The organism is Nocardia wallacei, assembly GCF_014466955.1.
GTDB classification, from domain to species: Bacteria; Actinomycetota; Actinomycetes; order Mycobacteriales; family Mycobacteriaceae; genus Nocardia; species Nocardia wallacei.
On record NZ_AP023396.1, the window covers coordinates 2,582,915 to 2,599,410 of the forward strand.

14 protein-coding genes are annotated in these 16,496 nt (G+C 69.2%); 7 read left to right on the plus strand and 7 right to left on the minus strand.

All coding sequences use genetic code 11. The annotated features are described in order from the left end of the window. Positions 1–234: 234 nt before the first annotated feature. Together NWFMUON74_RS11750 and NWFMUON74_RS11755 are read right to left on the minus strand one after the other, a co-directional pair. A complete protein-coding gene (locus tag NWFMUON74_RS11750; protein WP_187687841.1) occupies positions 235–774 on the minus strand; it encodes an alkyl hydroperoxide reductase in 540 nt (179 codons plus the stop codon). Between the two features lie 23 nt (positions 775–797). Next, on the minus strand, positions 798–1,385 hold the full coding sequence (locus NWFMUON74_RS11755) for a peroxiredoxin (RefSeq protein ID WP_187687842.1): 588 nt from the start codon (positions 1,383–1,385) through the stop codon (positions 798–800). A gap of 108 nt (positions 1,386–1,493) precedes the next feature. Between NWFMUON74_RS11755 and NWFMUON74_RS11760 the strand changes: the two genes are divergently transcribed. From NWFMUON74_RS11760 to NWFMUON74_RS11770, 3 genes are all read left to right on the plus strand, one after another. Further along, on the plus strand, positions 1,494–2,402 hold the full coding sequence (locus tag NWFMUON74_RS11760; protein WP_187687843.1) for a hydrogen peroxide-inducible genes activator: 909 nt from the start codon (positions 1,494–1,496) through the stop codon (positions 2,400–2,402). 56 nt (positions 2,403–2,458) lie between these two features. Continuing rightward, a complete protein-coding gene (locus tag NWFMUON74_RS11765; protein ID WP_187687844.1) occupies positions 2,459–3,253 on the plus strand; it encodes an MBL fold metallo-hydrolase in 795 nt (264 codons plus the stop codon). Positions 3,254–3,532: 279 nt separating this feature from the next. Continuing rightward, positions 3,533–3,988 (plus strand): gamma-glutamylcyclotransferase family protein, encoded by a 456-nt coding sequence (locus tag NWFMUON74_RS11770; RefSeq protein WP_187687845.1) that lies wholly within the window; start codon positions 3,533–3,535, stop codon positions 3,986–3,988. Here NWFMUON74_RS11770 and NWFMUON74_RS11775 read toward each other — a convergent pair. Then, complete coding sequence (locus tag NWFMUON74_RS11775) at positions 3,937–4,917, minus strand: AraC family transcriptional regulator (RefSeq protein WP_197987004.1); 981 nt, start codon at positions 4,915–4,917, stop codon at positions 3,937–3,939. The genes NWFMUON74_RS11770 and NWFMUON74_RS11775 overlap by 52 nt on opposite strands. Positions 4,918–5,027: 110 nt before the next feature. Here NWFMUON74_RS11775 and NWFMUON74_RS11780 point away from each other — a divergent pair, with 110 nt between their 5' ends. Continuing rightward, entirely contained in the window at positions 5,028–5,711 is a 684-nt protein-coding gene (locus tag NWFMUON74_RS11780; RefSeq protein ID WP_187687847.1) for an NAD(P)H oxidoreductase, read from the plus strand. Here NWFMUON74_RS11780 and NWFMUON74_RS11785 read toward each other — a convergent pair whose 3' ends face one another. Further along, positions 5,712–6,590 carry an NmrA family NAD(P)-binding protein gene (locus NWFMUON74_RS11785; protein WP_187687848.1) on the minus strand — a complete coding sequence of 293 codons (879 nt, stop codon included), beginning with the start codon at positions 6,588–6,590 and terminating at the stop codon, positions 5,712–5,714. Positions 6,591–6,659: 69 nt separating this feature from the next. On the opposite strand from NWFMUON74_RS11785, the gene NWFMUON74_RS11790 reads away from it, so the two are divergent. From NWFMUON74_RS11790 to NWFMUON74_RS11800, 3 genes are all read left to right on the plus strand, one after another. Then, positions 6,660–7,280 (plus strand): TetR/AcrR family transcriptional regulator, encoded by a 621-nt coding sequence (locus NWFMUON74_RS11790; RefSeq protein ID WP_187687849.1) that lies wholly within the window; start codon positions 6,660–6,662, stop codon positions 7,278–7,280. A gap of 190 nt (positions 7,281–7,470) precedes the next feature. After that, entirely contained in the window at positions 7,471–10,941 is a 3,471-nt protein-coding gene (locus NWFMUON74_RS11795) for an indolepyruvate ferredoxin oxidoreductase family protein (protein ID WP_187687850.1), read from the plus strand. An 88-nt stretch (positions 10,942–11,029) separates the two neighbouring features. Further along, positions 11,030–11,410, plus strand: coding sequence for a helix-turn-helix domain-containing protein (locus NWFMUON74_RS11800; protein WP_187687851.1), 381 nt, complete (start codon positions 11,030–11,032; stop codon positions 11,408–11,410). Between the two features lie 94 nt (positions 11,411–11,504). On the opposite strand, the gene speD is transcribed toward NWFMUON74_RS11800, so the two are convergent. From speD to NWFMUON74_RS11815, 3 genes are all read right to left on the minus strand, one after another. Next, positions 11,505–12,722 (minus strand): adenosylmethionine decarboxylase, encoded by a 1,218-nt coding sequence (speD, locus tag NWFMUON74_RS11805; RefSeq protein WP_187687852.1) that lies wholly within the window; start codon positions 12,720–12,722, stop codon positions 11,505–11,507. A gap of 8 nt (positions 12,723–12,730) precedes the next feature. Next, entirely contained in the window at positions 12,731–13,846 is a 1,116-nt protein-coding gene (locus NWFMUON74_RS11810; protein WP_187687853.1) for a type III PLP-dependent enzyme, read from the minus strand. Positions 13,847–13,968: 122 nt separating this feature from the next. Next, positions 13,969–16,476: a DEAD/DEAH box helicase gene (locus NWFMUON74_RS11815; RefSeq protein WP_187687854.1), complete on the minus strand. Its 2,508-nt coding sequence runs from the start codon at positions 16,474–16,476 to the stop codon at positions 13,969–13,971. Positions 16,477–16,496: the final 20 nt, after the last annotated feature.

Below are 16,496 nucleotides of genomic sequence, written 5' to 3' on the forward strand. Positions count from 1 at the left end.
GGGGGCGTGAGTGACGAGCATCTCGCTCCGTGTAGCACTGTGATCAGGCAGGTCGCCCGCTCGCTGCCCGCCGATAGCCACGCCTGTCCCCGCAGCGGCAGCCACGCCCATTACCGCCATGACGGCCGCATCCCCCGGGCACAGTCTTATCGTCGTCGTCGCCGAGTGGGCGGGTTACGCAAGCAAAAGTGCCCTGCCCCAAGCGGTCCGGGGCAGGGCACCTCGCGTGCCGGGTCAGGCGTCGACGGTCGCCAGGGACTCGGTGGTCTGGACCGCCTGGGCCACGCCCGCGACGATCGCGGCGGCCCGGAGGGCTTCGAAGATCGCCTCCCGGGAGACGCCTGCCTCGCGCAGGGTGTGCTCGTGCGCCTCGAGGCAGTGCTGGCAACCGTTGATCGACGAGACCGCGAAGGACCACAGCTCGAAGTCCGCCTTGTCGACGCCGGGGTTGCCGATGATCTGCATGCGCAGGCCCGCTCGCAGGTCGTCGTAGCGACCGTCGAGGAAGGCCTTGCCTCGATAGAACACGTTGTTCATGCCCATGATCGAGGCCGCGCCGAGGGCAGCGTTGTAGGCCTCCGCCGACAGGGTGTCGGCGGCCTCCTCGGCGATCTCACGCAGCGTGCTCGGCGAGCGGGTGGCCGCGGCGGTGGCGAGCAGGGTGCCCCACAGCTGCTGCTCGTTCAGCACGGTGGTCCGCGCGATCGAGGACAGATTGAGCTTGAGGTCCTTGGCGTACTCGGGAAGCGAGTTCTTCAGGTTCTCGACAGACAACTGTTGCTCCTGGGTCGGATGGATCAGACGCTCGCGGCCAGCAGCTCGCCGGCGTCGATGGTCGGGTCGCCCTTCTTCCAGTTGCACGCGCACAGCTCGTCGGACTGCAGCGCGTCGAGGACCCGCAGCACCTCGTCGACGTTGCGGCCGACCGAACCGGCGGTGACCGACACGAACTGGATCTCGTTGTTCGGGTCGACGATGAAGGTGGCACGGTCGGCGACACCGTCGGCGTTGAGCACGCCGGTGGCGGTGGCCAGTTCCCGCTTGATGTCCGACAGCATCGGGAACGGCAGCGTCTTCAGGTCCTCGTGCTGCGCCCGCCACTGGAAGTGCACGAACTCGTTGTCGACCGAGGCGCCCAGCACCTGCGCGTCGCGGTCGGCGAACTCGTCGTTCAGCTTGCCGAACGCGGCGATCTCGGTCGGGCAGACGAAGGTGAAGTCCTTCGGCCAGAAGAACACGATCCGCCACTTGCCGGCGTAGTCGTCGCTGGAGACCTGGGTGAAGTAATCGTCGGGCTGCTGAGCATTCACCTTGGACAGATCGCCACCGATCACCGCGGTGAGGTTGTAGGCGGGGAACTGGTCGCCGATGGTCAGCAGGGCCATGCTTGCTCCTTCTTCGTGTGTCGGGATTGCCGTGCGAAGTCTTCGCGGTTGATCTTGCCCGGAGGCCGGTAAAAGGTAAAGGTGATCAGTCGCACTACACTGATAGGCGTGACTGATCAGACTTATCAGCCCACCCTGTCACAGCTGCGTGCGTTCGTGGCGATCGCCGAGTATCGCCATTTCGGCACCGCGGCCGCCCGGCTATCTGTGAGCCAACCCACGTTATCGCAGGCGCTGGCATCACTGGAAAACGGGTTGGGGCTCCAGCTGATCGAACGCAGCACGCGCCGCGTCCTGGTGACCGCCGCGGGCAAAAGGCTACTGCCACAAGCGATGGCGACGTTGGAAGCGGCCGACCGGTTCGTCGCGTCGGCCTCGGGTGACGGGCTCGGCGGCACCCTGCGTCTCGGCCTCATCCCGACCGTCGCGCCGTATGTGCTGCCACGCCTGTTACCCGAGTTACGCAGGCAGCTACCGGCATTGGTGCCGCACGTGATCGAGGACCAGACCGCGCGGTTGCTCGACGGGCTGCGCAGCGGGGTGCTCGACGTGGCGCTGCTGGCGCTGCCGAACGAGGCGACCGGACTGGTCGAGATCCCGCTCTACACCGAGGAATTCGTGCTGGTGACCCCGCGCGGCCACGAGTTGGCCGGGCAGACCGGCGTCGCGCCTTCGGCCCTCGACAGCCTGCCGCTGCTGCTGCTCGACGAGGGACACTGCCTGCGCGACCAGACCCTGGACCTGTGCCGGTCGCAGGACGTACGCCCCGGCCCGGTCGGCGACACCCGCGCGGCGTCGCTGGCGACCGTGGTGCAGTGCGTGGCCGGCGGGCTGGGCGTGACGCTGATCCCCGAGATGGCGGTGGCATCCGAAACCGCGCGGGGCACATTGGATATCGCGCGGTTCGCGCAGCCCGCGCCGGGGCGCACACTCGGTCTGGTGTTCCGCGGGTCGACCGCCCGTGCCGAGGACTACGAGCGGCTGGCGGAGATCATTCGCGCGCACCGCCCGATGTGAGCGCCCCCGCTGCCAGTGCGATTGACCGGTGGCGGAGCGTCTGACACGCTCTCGACGTGCGGATTCATCACCTCAACTGCGGCAGCATGTCCCAGGGCATGGTCGATCACTGCCTGCTCCTCGAGACCAAAGCGGGTCTGGTCCTGGTGGACACCGGGTTCGGGCTCGACTGCGTGCGCGATCCGCGACGCCTGGTGGGCCCGAGCCGGCATTTCCTGGGCGCGCAGTTCGCCGAGCACGAGACGGCGATACGGCAGATTCAGGGCCTCGGTTACGACCCGGCGGATGTCCGGCACATCGTGCTCACCCACCTCGACCTCGACCACGCCGGTGGGCTGGCCGACTTCCCCGAGGCCACGGTGCACGTGCACGGGCCGGAGTTCCGCGCGGCGACGGCGGGCCGCACGGCCTCGGAGCGGATGCGCTACCGGGCCGCGCAGTGGTCGCACGGGCCGCGCTGGATGGTGAACGAATTGGACGGCGGCGACGAGTGGTTCGGGTTCCGCGCGGTGCGCGACCTGCCCGGTCTGCCGCCGGACATCCTGGTGGTGCCGTTGCCGGGACATACCCGCGGGCATGTCGGCGTGGCGGTCGACACCGGCACCGGCTGGCTGTTGCACGCGGGCGACGCGTTCTATGTGGTCAGCGAGATCGACCCGGCCGGGCCGCGCACGCCGCTGCGGTGGCAACTCTACGAACTGGGTTCGATCGTGCGCGGCGCCTATCGCGAGAACCAGCGCAGGCTGGTCGAGCTCAATCGCGACTACGGGCATCAGATCACCATCTTCTGCTCGCACGACCCGCACGCGTTCGCGCGATTGTCGGGGGCGACGGTGCGTCCGGCGGGCTGAGCCGACACTGTCAGCAATTATGTAGCGTGCGTGAATTGCCCGGCGCGGCGGAGCATTCGGCGTGCGGCGGGCGAATGGGCGCGAATCGTGGCAGTAGGACGTCTGCCATGCGGTTATGTCGCACGATGTGCTGTCGTGAGAGAGGTCACGCCCCTATCCGCCGCGGCGGCGCGTGCGCGTTCGGCACAGTGGAGACATGGGATGTACGTGCGCGAAGGGGTCTGTCGGCAGGGGTGTGGCAACGAGACAGCGAACCGGTGAGCTGTCGTGGCGGGCGGCATGAACGCCCCGTCGCGGGCGCGTCGGTCACCTCGGCTCGACGGCGTCCGGGACCGGCTGTTCGTGTACGGCACGCTGCAATTCGCTCCGGTGCTCGAGGGGCTGCTCGGCCGCACCCCCGATCACGATCTCGGCGTGGCGCCGGATCGGCGGGTGGCGGCGCTGCCCGGACGGTTGTACCCGGGCCTGGTGGCCCAGCCGGGCCGGATGGCGGGCGGGCTGGTGCTCAACGGATTGACCCCGGCCGAATGGGAGATCATCGACGCCTTCGAGGACGACGAGTACGAACTGCGCACGATCCCGCTGATCGGATACGACCGGCCCGTGCCGACCTACGTCTGGACCGCCGACGTCACCCGCAACGACTGGCACGCAGAGGTTTTCGCCACCGACCATCTCGACCGCTACCTGGCCCGGCTCGCCCGCTGGAGTGGCGGACCGGAAGCGGCCCGATGAGCGTCGGCCTGGGCGCGAAAAGCGCTGGGGCTCATGCCGCGATGCCGTTTGAACGCGGCGCTGAAGCCGAATGCGTCCGCGTAGCCCACGGTTTCGGCGATGCGGGCGATGGTGAGATCGGTGTCGGACAGTAGTACCTCGGCCTCGTCCATGCGGCATTCGGTGAGGTAGGTCAGCGGCGGGCGGCCCATCACCGCGGTGAAGCGTTTGGCGAAAAGCGCTCGGGAGACGCCGGATTCGGCGGCGAGAGCGGACACCGTCCACCCTGCGGACGGGCGGTCGTGGAACGCCCGCAGCGCGGGCGCGAGCATCGGGTCGGCCAGGCCGCGATACCAGCCGGGAGCGTCGGCGCCCGCGCGGTCGAACCAGGTGCGCAGCGTGCAGACCAGCGCCCAGTCGAGCAGCCGGTCCATCAGCGCCTGCGAACCGGCCGAGCGCGCCGCGGCGTCGGCGGCGGCGGACTCGAGCCAGTCGCACACCTCGGTGTCCTCGGTGACCACCAGCACCGGCGGCAGGGCGCGCAGCAGTCGTTCGTGGCGGTGACCGGAGGCCCGGTAGGCGCCCGCGATCAGGGCCGTCGCCCCGTTCGGGTCGTTGCCCCAGCGGATGCCGCCCAGATCTTGGGCGGTGCATTCGACATCCGGTGTGAAGCAGGCTATTTCGTACTCCACGGGCGGCCGGCCGGCAGCGTCCGGGCAGTCGGCGAGGCGGAAGGGCTCGGGGCCGCGCACGATGGCGGTATCGCCCACGCCGACCGCGCGCCGGGTGCCGTCGGACAGGATCAACGTGCCCGCCCCGCGCAGCACACTGATCATCGTGAGCGGCGCCCGATCGGCGAAACGAATGGTCCACGGTGCCTCCAGCACGGCGTGACTGACCACCGAACCCTCGGCCCGGATGCCGCCGAGTAGCGAACTCAAAGGATCCACGACCACCATCGTAGACGATCACCTATGAATCGGAGCGTTTCTCCCATGGATCATCCATGCGCGCGCGGGTGTACTGAAACGGACGTATCACCGCGAAACCAGGAGAAACCGTGCAGCACAACGGCAGTGAGACCACCCGGACGGCCCTCGTGGTCGTCGCGCACCACCGGACCGATTCGCTCACCGCGCACACCGCCCGGCGCACCGCCGCGCAACTGGAGTCCGCGGGCTACCGCGTCGACCTGCTGGACCTCGAGGCCGAGGGTTTCGACCCGCGCATGACGGTGGCCGACCAGCCGGATTGGGGCAACCGCGACAAGCAGTACTCCGAGCAGGTGCACGCGCACATGCGCCGGCTGCTCGCCGCCGAGATCGTCGTCGCGGTCTTCCCGGTGTATTGGCAGAGCCTGCCCGCTCTACTGAAGGGCTGGATCGATCGGGTGTGGAACTACGGCTTCGCCTACGGCCGCAGCAAACCCCGCCTGGCGGGCAAGCGCATGCTGTGGCTCGGCCTGGCGGGCGCGACCTCCGACGATCCCATCAACGAGGGCATGCAGCGCATCCTGGAGACCACGCTCAGCGAGGGCATCGCCTACTACTGCGGGTTCTCCTATTCGGCGGTCGGCCTGCTGCCCGACGCCGAGGAGCGCCCCCAGCGCATCGACGCCGCGGGCAACCTGCTCATCGGCGACGCGGTGGCGGGCACCGAACGCGAGGCTCAGTATGCCGAGTTCGACCGCCGCGCAACGGAATTCGTGCAGAAGTTCCTGGCCGCGGAGACGGTGGCCGCCTGATCAGGCCGCGACGGCGGGCTCGAGCACCTCCTCGCACCACTGCCGGAAGCCGGTGGGCGTGCGGTACTCGTCCAAAGCCGCCTCGGCATCGTAGATGCCCTGGTCCACGGCATTCGCCATGTCGAGCAGGCCCTGGGCCCAGGCGTCGGAGAGGCCGTTGCCGGTGAGATTCGCCTTGAACGCGTCGGGGTCCACCTGCTGGTAGCGCACGGGCCGTCCCAGCACCTCCGACACGATCTCGGCCATCTCGTCGGACGACAGATCCGCCGGGCCCAGGATCGGCACGCTCGACTGTCCGGTCCAGGAATTGTCGAGCAGCAGTTCCGCCGCGACGGCCGCGATGTCGCGGGTGGAACACTGCGGCGCCCGGCGATCCCCGGCCGTCGGTCCGAAGAACACGCCCTGGTCGCGGATCGTCGCCACCTGGCGAAGCAGGTTCTCCATGAATCCGGGCGGGCACAGCGACCGATAGTGCACGCCGGTGCTCTCCACCAGGTGGTCCATGGCGAAGATGGCCGAGATCTGCCCGGCGTTGCGGGCGGTGGCACGGCCCAGGCTGGACACCGCGACCACGCGCTCGATCCGCTTCGTGGCGATCGCGTCGCACAGGGGGCGGGTGAATTCGATGACGTGGCCCGCGATGCCCCCGGCCCGGGGGTCCGGCGGCACCACCCAGAACACGCTGTCGGCGCCGGTGAACGCGTCGGCGACGACACCGGAATCGGCCATCGAGCCGCGCACGATCTCCGCCTCCGCCCGGGCCCGCTCCGGCAGCCGGGCGGGATCGCGGGCGATCACCCGGACCGGTCGTCCGCTGTCGAGGACGGCCGTGAGCACCTGGTGACCGATACTGCCTGTAGGTGTCGTGACGACGATCATGCGCATCTCCTGAGTGAGGAACGAAAGTAAACTAAACCGTACCGTTTACTTGGCGGGAAGGGAAGAGGCATGGCGAGGCGCGGTAGCGAGCTGCGAGAGCACATCCTGTTCGCGGCGAAGGAGGTCTTCCTCGAGCTGGGCTACGACCGGGCGTCGATGGATGTGGTGGCGGCGCGGGCGGCGACCTCGAAGCGGTCGGTGTACGCGCACTTCGAGAACAAGGACGCGCTGTTTCGGGCCGTGATCGAGTTCGTGCGCGAACTGCACCTGGACAAGCTGAAGGAGCCCGGCCACTACAGTCCGGACACGGTAGAGGCGGTCACCCTGTTCTGTGGCCGTTTCCTGCAGACCCTGCTGTGGCGGCCCATCGTGCGCACCTGCCGGTTGGTGATCACCGAGGCGGAACGGCTGCCCGACGCCTCGGCGCGCTACCACGAGACGATGTTCACCGATACCTGCGACCGGCTGGCGGCGTATATCGCGCAGCGGCAGGGCTTCTCGGAGTCCGAGAGCGCCGTGGTCGCGGGCCGGATGCTGGCGCGCACGGTGTATCCGGTCTTCGTGCGAGCGCTGTTCGGCGCCGAGAAACTCACCGACGAGTTCCCGCGGGAGGAGTCGATCGCCGTCGAGGTGGATCTGACGCCGATTCGGGATGCGGCCGCGGATTTGCTGGGTGCGGCGGCCGCCTAGAGTAGTGTTACGGGTCACAATACAGCCCGCACTCTGCATGGTTGGTGCCCACTGCGCGTGGCACACTTTGCGCATATTGCTCAATTTTTGGTCTGTCTATTGTTCATTCAGCGCTACAGAGACAGGATGACGGCGACGAATGCTCAACTAGGGAGGCGCCCGATCGGCGCCGAACGGACGGGTGGATCAGATGACCGAACTCGCCGACCGCGAACTGTTCGCAGCACCGTACGACCTCGCCGATCGCTACCGCGTCGGCGCGGGCACCGTCGTCCTGACCGGCGTGCAGGCGATCGCGCGGCAGCTGGTCGAGCAGCACGTGCGTGACCTGCGCGCGGGGCGCCGGGTGGGCACGTTCGTCTCCGGGTATCAGGGCTCGCCGCTGGGCGGGGTGGACCGGATGCTGTCGGGGATGCCGGAAGTGCTGGCAAACCACGACATTCGCTTCGTGCCGGGATTGAACGAGGAGCTGGCCGCGACCGCGGTGTGGGGTAGTCAGGGGCAGTTGCCGGCGGGTAAGGCCACCCACGACGGCGTGGTCGGGGTCTGGTACGGCAAGGGGCCCGGACTGGATCGGGCGACCGACGCGCTGCGGCACGCGAACATGTACGGCGCCGACCCGAACGGCGGCGTGCTGCTGCTGGTGGGCGACGATCCGGCGGCGAAGTCGTCGACCGTGCCCGCCGTCTCGGAGCGGTCGCTGGCCGCGTTGCACATCCCGGTGCTGTTCCCGCGCAACGCGTCCGAGATCGTCACGATGGGCCTGCACGGGGTGGCGTTGTCGCGGGCGTCGGGGTGCCTGGTGGCGTTGAAGATCGTCGCGGATGTGGCCGACGGCGCGTGGACGGTGGACGGCCGGGTGGGCGAGGTGAACATCTCCGTGCCGGAGATCGACTGGGAGGGAAAGCCTTTCACCTATCGGCAACGGCCGATGGCGGCGCCCGCCGACAGCATCGCGGCCGAGGCCGACCTGTACGGCCCGCGCTGGGAGATCGTCAAGGCGTACAGCACGCGCAACGAACTCGATGTGATCGAGGTGAATCCGGGGCGCGCGACGGTCGGGATCGCCGCCACCGGAACCACTTTCGATGCCGTCCGGCAGTCGCTGCTCGACCTCGGCGTGGACGACGACGCGCTGGCACGCGCCGGGATACGACTGCTGCGCATCGGCATGCCCTATCCCGTCGCCGCCGAACGGGTCCGGGAATTCGCCACCGGACTGTCGCGGGTGATCGTGGTCGAGGACAAGACCGCGTTCATCGAGACCCAGATCCGCGACATTCTCTACGGCGCCGCCGACGCGCCGCGGGTCCTCGGCAAGCGCGACGAGTCGGGACGGCCGCTGTTCGCCCACGACGGCGAGCTGACCGCGGGCCGGATCGCCGGACCGCTGCGCCGGGCGCTGGACGGCTGCGTCGAGACGAAACGCCCGCTGCCGCAACCTTTGTCGCTGTCGGTGCTGCCGACCAAGCGGGCCGCCTACTTCTGTAGCGGCTGCCCGCACAACCGGTCCACCGCCGTCCCGGACGGCTCGCTGGCCGGTGGCGGTATCGGCTGCCACACCCTGGTGACGATGTCGGGCCGCACGGACAGCCGGGTGACCGGCCTGACCCAGATGGGCGGGGAGGGCGCGCAGTGGATCGGGCAGGCGCCGTTCACCGATGTGCCGCACCTGTTCCAGAACATCGGTGACGGCACGTATTTCCACTCCGGCCAGCTGGCCGTACAGGCGTGCGTCGCGGCGGGGGTGAACATCACCTTCAAACTGCTCTACAACGACGTGGTCGCGATGACCGGCGCCCAGGACGCCGAGGGCGCGCTCGCGGTGCCGCGGCTGACGCACAAGCTGAGCCTGGAAGGAGTCCGGCGGATCATCGTCTGCGCGGACGAACCGAAGAAGTACCGCAAGCGGGATCTGGCGGCGGGCACCGAGCTGTGGCACCGCGACCGGCTCGACGAGGCACAGCGCGTGCTGCGCGAGATCCCGGGCGTGACCGTACTGATCTACGACCAGCACTGCGCCGCCGACGCGCGCCGCAAGCGCAAGCGCGGCGCCCTGCCGGTGCGGCGCACCCGGGTGATCGTCAACGAGGCGGTGTGCGAGGGCTGTGGCGACTGCGGGACGAAGAGCAACTGCCTGTCGGTGCAGCCGGTGGACACCGAATTCGGCCGCAAGACCCGCATCGATCAGACCTCCTGCAACACCGACTACAGCTGCCTCGACGGCGACTGCCCGTCGTTCGTGACCGTGGAACTGCCCGATCCGGCAAGGATGCCCCGGCGCGAGCCGAGTCGGCCCGAACCGCCCGAGGTCGACGACATCGTCCGCGCCGCACCGGCTTCCACGCAGAACGTCTTCCTGGCCGGGATCGGCGGCACCGGCATCGTCACCGTGAACCAGGTGCTGGCCACCGCCGCGCTGCGCGCCGGATACGAGGTGGCGAGCCTGGACCAGATCGGGCTGAGCCAGAAGGCCGGGCCGGTGGTGTCGCATCTGCGGTTCGCGCCGGATGCGCTGGAGCCGTCGAACCGGCTCACCCCGGGTTCGGCGGACTGCCTCATCGCCTTCGACCTGCTCGCCGCCGCGGACCCGAAGAATCTCGCCTACGGGTCCGGTGCGCACACGCTGTCGGTGGCGTCGACGAGCCGCACACCCACCGGAGACATGGTGTACGACAAGTCCGTTCGCTACCCGGAGACCGAATCACTGCTGGCGCGGCTGGAACAGGTCTCGCGCACGGTGCGTTCGTTCGACGCGCTGGCCGCCGCGCAGGCGCTGTTCGGCGACACCGCCGCCGCCAATTTCCTGCTCGTGGGCGCGGCCTGTCAGCTCGGCGGGCTGCGACTGCCCCCGGCGGCCATCGAGGAGGCCATCGAGATCAACGGCGTGGCGGTGCGGGCGAATATCGCCGCGTTCCGCTGGGGCAGGGCCGCGGTGGCGCGGCCCGCGGAATTCGCCGCCGCGACCGCGACCCGGCGTCCGGGCCGGGCCGCGGCCGATGTCCCGTCCGATCTGTTCGACGGACTCACCGCGACCGGTGAGACGCGGCGGCTGGTCGAGCTACGGGCCGTGGAGCTGATCGGCTTCCAGGGCCCGTGGGTCGCCCGCGACTACGTGCGGACGATGGAACGGATCTGGCAGGCGCAGCGGCGGGTCACCGGCCGCACCGAGTTCAGCGAGCAGGTGGCGCGCGGGCTGTACAAGTTCACGGCATACAAGGACGAGTACGAGGTGGCGCGCCGCCTGGTCGATCCGGCGTTCCTGGCCGAGGTGCGAGCGCAGGTGCCCGGCGGCTCCCGGCTCACCTACCGCCTGCACCCGCCCGTACTGCGGGCGCTGGGGCGCACGAAGAAGATCGGCATCGGTCCGCGCGGCCGGGTCGCGCTGCGGGTACTGGCCGAGGGAAAGCGCCTGCGCGGCACCAGGTTCGATCCGTTCGGATACACCCGCGTGCGCAAGGTCGAACGTGCCCTGCTGGCCCATTACACCGCGATGGTGACCACGCTCGCGGACACCCTCGCCACCGACTACGACCGCGCGGCCGAGGCGGCCGCCCTGCACGACGTGGTCCGCGGTTACGAGGACATCAAGCTCGCCAATGTGGAGATCTACCGGAATCGGCTGCGGGAGTTGGGTATCGAGGCTCCGGAGCTGCCGTAGCGGGCGCTAGGGGTTCTCGCCGGGGTTGACCCCGCGGGCGGTTCGCGGGTCAATCGGAGGACCGACCACACCGGCGATCGGAGTCGTCATGACCTGCCCCGACGAGATCGTCCGCGCCATGTGCGCCGCCTGGTCGCATCCGGATCGCGATCCGGAACGTGTCGGCGCCTACTCCGCGAAAGACGCTGCGGCGGAATCAGCCCCGGCGCCGGCGGGTGTCGCCGTGGCCGAGCTGAGCGCCGCCGAATATCGCGTGGCGGAACTGGCCGCCAAGGGCGTGCCCAACCGTCAGATCGCGGACACACTCGGCGTGACCGTGAGCACCGTGGAACAGCATCTGACCCACACCTACCGCAAACTGAAGATGCGGCGGCGCACGGAACTGCGCTACGTACTCGGCCGCGAACCCGCCCACTCCGAGCGCGAAAAGTTCCTGCCCGCAGCGGTTCTCGGGGCATACCTGTCCTGACGCCGGGCGCTCTCCGTCCGGCGTCGCACACCGAAACGCCCGCCCGGGCAAGCTATCCGGGCGGGCGCGAGGCGAATTCCGCGAGACCTCGGAGTCAACCGACGGCGGCGCCGATCCGTAGCGCGTGCGGCTCGATGGCGCCGCGCACCAGGGCCCGCTCGTCGATGGTCGCCGCACGATACGGCAACTGCGACAGCTTCTCGGTCATCACCGCGACCGGATCCGCGATCGGCTGCGCGACACCGAACAGGAACGTCCACTCGTGTTCGTCCGAGCCGTAGGGCACGACGGTGTCGAACAGGTCACGGAAGCGCTGCCACGACCGCTTCAGGGTTTCGTTGCGCCACATGGTCGCACAGCCCGCCTGCGCGGCCAGCACGCCGCCCTCGGACAGCAGCGCGCGACATCGACCGAGGAACTCCTCCTCGTACAGGCGGTTGTGCTGGGCGTCCTCGACCCGCTCGTCGGGCAGATCGATGACGATCACGTCGTAGCGCACCCCCTCGGCCTCGGCCCGGCCCAGGAAATCCCAGCCGTCGGCGTAGTGCATCCGGATCGGCCCGGTCGCGGCCACCGCCGCCGCCAGGTCGGCCTCGGTGTAGCCGTAGGGCAGATGCCTCGCGCACAGCTCCACCTCGAGCTGGTCGATGTCGACGTGATCGACGCGCGACGCGCCCGCCGCCACCGACATCTGACTGGCCACGCCCTCGCCGGAACCGATGATCAGCACGTTGTCCAGCTTCGCCGCCAGCGCGTACGCCGGCACCAACATGGCCTCGTGGTAGGTCAGCTGGGAGAACTCGGTGGACTGGCGGTCGTCGTCGGAGAACAGCGAGACGCCCTGCTCGGTGCGCGCGATCACCATGTGCTGGAACGGAGTTCGGGTGTCGACCAGCACCTCCCGCAGGTCCCACACCCGGGTCAGCCCGGCGCCCACCGGCTCGTGGATGCGCCGCGCGCTGTGGCCGCGCTGGATCACCTCGGTGTGCACCGTCCGCGGCGACAGTTCCGCGGCCAGCAGGTCGACCGCCTGCCGCGCGCCGGCGCCGATACTGCCGCAGGTGAACACGTCGACGAAGATGTCACCGGACTCCGGATAGGTGTGGATCGACGCGTGCGACTCCGACAGCAGCGCCAGCACCGTGACACCCATCGGCTCGAACTTCTTGTGCACCACATCGCAGATCGTCACGCCCGCGGCGACCAACGATTTTCGAAGTGCGGCTTCGAGGCGTTCGAGATCGTCGCACAGCGCTACGTCGACACCACCGAACTCGGCCAGCACGTGCCAGCCGGTGAATTCTGCCGTCATGGGCAAACTCACTCTCGCTCAGCGCCGATGACATGAACAGTCAAAGGCGGAAAACCGTTGAAGGACACCGACGAATAGCTCGCCGTATAAGCGCCGGTATCGAGGATCCGAACGGGATCACCGGCTCGCAACGTGGTCGGCAGCAGGACCCGTGTGCGTTGATAGAGTACATCGTCTCCGTCGCAGGTCGGACCGGCGATCACGGCCTCGTCGCGAGGGTCACCGTCTCGTAAGGTCTCGATCCGGTAGGCGATGTACTCGTTCTCGGTTTCGGCCATGCCGTTGTAGCGGCCGATATCGAGGTATACCCAGCGCCGTCCGTCCGGCGCGACGCGGACGTTGACGACCTCGGCGTGGATCACGCCCGCGTTGCCCACCAGGGCGCGGCCGGGCTCCACCACCAGGTCGGCGTGCTCGGGGAGATGGCGCGCCGCCGCCGCGGCGATCGTCGCGCCCAGCTCGGACAGCGGCGGGGCCGCGTCGGCGTACGAAATCGGCAGGCCGCCACCGATATTCACCGAACGCACCGCAATGTCCTTGACCGCCAACGCTTCCGCGATGGCGCCCGCCTGCTCGATGCCGATCTGCCACGCCGCCGGATCCAGCTGCTGGGAGCCGACGTGGAAATAGGGGCCCAGCGGCTGCAACCCCAGGTCGCGGGCGCGAACCAGGAGCCGGACGGCCTCGCCGGGCGCGCAGCCGAACTTGGCGCCGAACGGTGTCCGCGACTGCGGCGCGGCGGCCAGGAAGCGGCACTCCACCTCCGCGCCCGGGGCGTGCGCGGCGATGCGGTCCAGATCGTCCTCGGTGTCGAAGGCGAACCGGCGCACGCCCGCGGCGTGCGCGGCGGCGATGTGGCTCGCCTTCTTGAGGGTGTTGCCGTAGGACAGCGCGGCCGGGTCGACACCCAGGCTCAGGCCCTGCTCGATCTCGCCGACGCTGGCGACGTCGAACTCCGCGCCCAGGGCGTCCAGCAGCCGGATGAGCTCCGGAACCGGAGAAGCCTTGACCGCGAACCGGATTCGCGCCGTGGGCAGTGCCGACCGCAAGGTGTGGAAGTTCTCGCGCACCCGGGCGAGATCGATGACGAGAAAAGGCGACTCGGGCGCGTTTGATCCGAACAATCTAAGGGAACTCTCTTTCTTCTGGGCAGCCTCCCGCTGCGGGCAGCGAGCGAGAGAGTATCAGCGGGGTGCCGGGGAAAACGGGACGGGTCTTCGGAGCGCGGGCACCGCTGTGACGGCGGTCATCCGGCCGTCACCGTCACCTCGTCGAACACCACCTCGCCGGCGGCGTCGGACTCGGCCAGATCCACGATCGCGTCGACCGACCAGCCGTGGTCACCGGCCGGATCGTCGAGCACCTGGCGCACATGCCAGAAGCCGGGGCGCTGCTCGACCTGGAACAGCCGCGGTCCGCGCGCGTTCGGTCCGGTGCCGATCTCCCCGTACTCGGCGAAGTACGGCGCGAGGTCGCGCTCCCAGTCCGGGCCGTCGTCGAGTTCGGCCAGGGCCTGCCAGCGGTGCAGCGCCGCCAATTCGACGCGGCGGAACACGGCGTTGCGCACCAGCACCCGGAACGAGCGCTCGTTGGCCGAGATCGGCCGCACCGTCTCCGCGCCGAACGCCAGCTGCTCGGCGTCGGTCTCCGTGCCCGGATCGGTGAGCTGCTCCCACTCGTCGAGCAGGCTCGAATCCACCTGGCGGACCAGTTCGCCGAGCCACTCGGTCAGGTCCTCGAGTTCCTCGGTGCGCGCGGACTCGGGCACGGTGCGGCGCAGCGCGCGATAGGCGTCGGCCAGGTACCGCAGCACCAGGCCCTCCGAGCGGGCCAGCTCGTACTCGCTCACCAGTTCGGCGAAAGTCAATGCGCGCTCGATCATTTCGCGGACCACGGCCTTGGGCGCCGGGCTGAACTCGGAGACCCAGGGATGGCCCGCGCGATAGGTCTCGAAGGCCGGTTCGATCAGTTCGGCGAGCGGTTTCGGCCAGGTGATGTCCTCGATGAGCTCCATGCGCTCGTCGTACTCGATGCCGTCGGCCTTCATCTCCGCGATGGCCGCGCCGCGCGCCTTGTGCTGCTGGGCGAGCAACAGCTGACGCGGGTCCTCCAGCGTGGATTCGATGATGGACACCACATCCAGTGTGTAGGTCGGCGCGTCCCTGTCAAGGAGCTCCAGCGCGGCCAGGGCAAAGGGCGACAGCGGCTGGTCGAGGGCGAAATCGCGCTGCAGGTTGATCGTCAGCCGGGCGCGGCGGCCGTACTCGTCGGGTTCGTCGAGCTGCTGGACGACACCGGCGTCGCGCAGCGCCCGATACAGCCGGATCGTCTTCAGAATGTGTTTGCGCTGCGCCGGGCGCGGTTCGTGATTGTCCTCGAGCAGGTGCCGCATCGAGTCGAAGCAGTTGCCGGGGCGGGCGATCACGTTGAGCAGCAGGGAATTGGTGACGCGGAAGCGCGACACCATCGGCTCGGGCTGCGCGGCGACCAGCCGGTCGAAGGTCTCCTCGGACCAGGACACGAAGCCCTCGGGAGGCTTGCGCCGCTGCACCTTTCGCTGTTTCTTGGGGTCGTCGCCGGCCTTGGCGAGCATCCGGGTGTTCTCGATCTCGTGCTCGGGCGCCTGCACCACGACCGTGCCGGTGGTGTCGTATCCGGCGCGCCCGGCCCGCCCCGCGATCTGATGGAACTCGCGCGCCTTGAGGCGGCGGGTGCGCACGCCGTCGAATTTGGTGAGCCCGGTGAGCAGCACCGTCCGGATCGGCACATTGATGCCGACGCCGAGGGTGTCGGTGCCGCACACCACCTGCAGCAGCCCCTCCTGGGCGAGGCGTTCCACCAGCCGCCGGTACTTGGGCAGCATGCCCGCGTGGTGCACGCCGATCCCGTGCCGGATCAGCCGCGACAGCGTCTTGCCGAAGCCGCTGGAGAACCGGAACGAGCCGATCGCCTCGGCGATGGCATCCTTCTGCGCCTTGCTCGCGAAGTTGACGCTGGTCAGCGCCTGCGCGCGCTCCAGGGCGGCGGCCTGGGTGAAATGCACGACGTAGACGGGGGACTGATGGGTGGTGACCAATTCCTCGAGCGTCTCGGTGATCGGCGTGCGCCGGTACGAAAAGGTCAGCGGCACAGGGCGTTCGGAGCCCGCGACGATGGCGGTGGAGCGGCCGGTGCGGTGTTCCAGGTCGCGGGCGAAGAAGTCGACCTCGCCCAATGTCGCCGACATCAGCAAGAACTGTGCGCGCGGCAGTTCGATCAGCGGCACCTGCCAGGCCCAGCCGCGGTCCGGGTCGGCGTAGAAGTGGAACTCGTCCATCACCACCTGCCCGACATCGGCGGCCGCGCCCTCGCGCAGCGCCAGATTGGCCAGGATCTCCGCGGTCGCGCAGATGATCGGGGCGGTCGGGTTCACGGCCGCGTCGCCGGTCACCATGCCGACTCGGTCGGCGCCGAACACCTCGCACAGCGCGAAGAACTTCTCGCTCACCAGCGCCTTGATCGGCGCGGTGTAATAGCTGCGCTCGCCGCGGTTGAGGGCGGCGAAATGCGCGCCGACCGCCACCATGGACTTGCCGGAACCGGTGGGCGTGGCGAGGATGACGTTCCCGCCCGTCATCAGCTCGAGCAACGCCTCCTCCTGCGCCGGGTACAGCGTGAGGCCCTGCTCGCGGGTCCAGTCGGCGAAGGTCTCGTACAGCCAGTCCGCATCCACGTCGGGCACGACACGGTCGGGGATCAGATCGGACAGCTGCACGTGCCGCAACGTTACCGGGA

Coding starts and splice junctions, on each gene's coding strand:
- NWFMUON74_RS11785 (WP_187687848.1), bottom strand. CDS start 6,590: ATGATCGTCGTCACGACACCTACAGGCAGTATCGGTCACCAGGTGCTC.
- NWFMUON74_RS11755 (WP_187687842.1), bottom strand. CDS start 1,385: ATGGCCCTGCTGACCATCGGCGACCAGTTCCCCGCCTACAACCTCACC.
- NWFMUON74_RS11800 (WP_187687851.1), top strand. CDS start 11,030: ATGACCTGCCCCGACGAGATCGTCCGCGCCATGTGCGCCGCCTGGTCG.
- NWFMUON74_RS11790 (WP_187687849.1), top strand. CDS start 6,660: ATGGCGAGGCGCGGTAGCGAGCTGCGAGAGCACATCCTGTTCGCGGCG.
- NWFMUON74_RS11795 (WP_187687850.1), top strand. CDS start 7,471: ATGACCGAACTCGCCGACCGCGAACTGTTCGCAGCACCGTACGACCTC.
- speD (WP_187687852.1), bottom strand. CDS start 12,722: ATGACGGCAGAATTCACCGGCTGGCACGTGCTGGCCGAGTTCGGTGGT.
- NWFMUON74_RS11770 (WP_187687845.1), top strand. CDS start 3,533: ATGAACGCCCCGTCGCGGGCGCGTCGGTCACCTCGGCTCGACGGCGTC.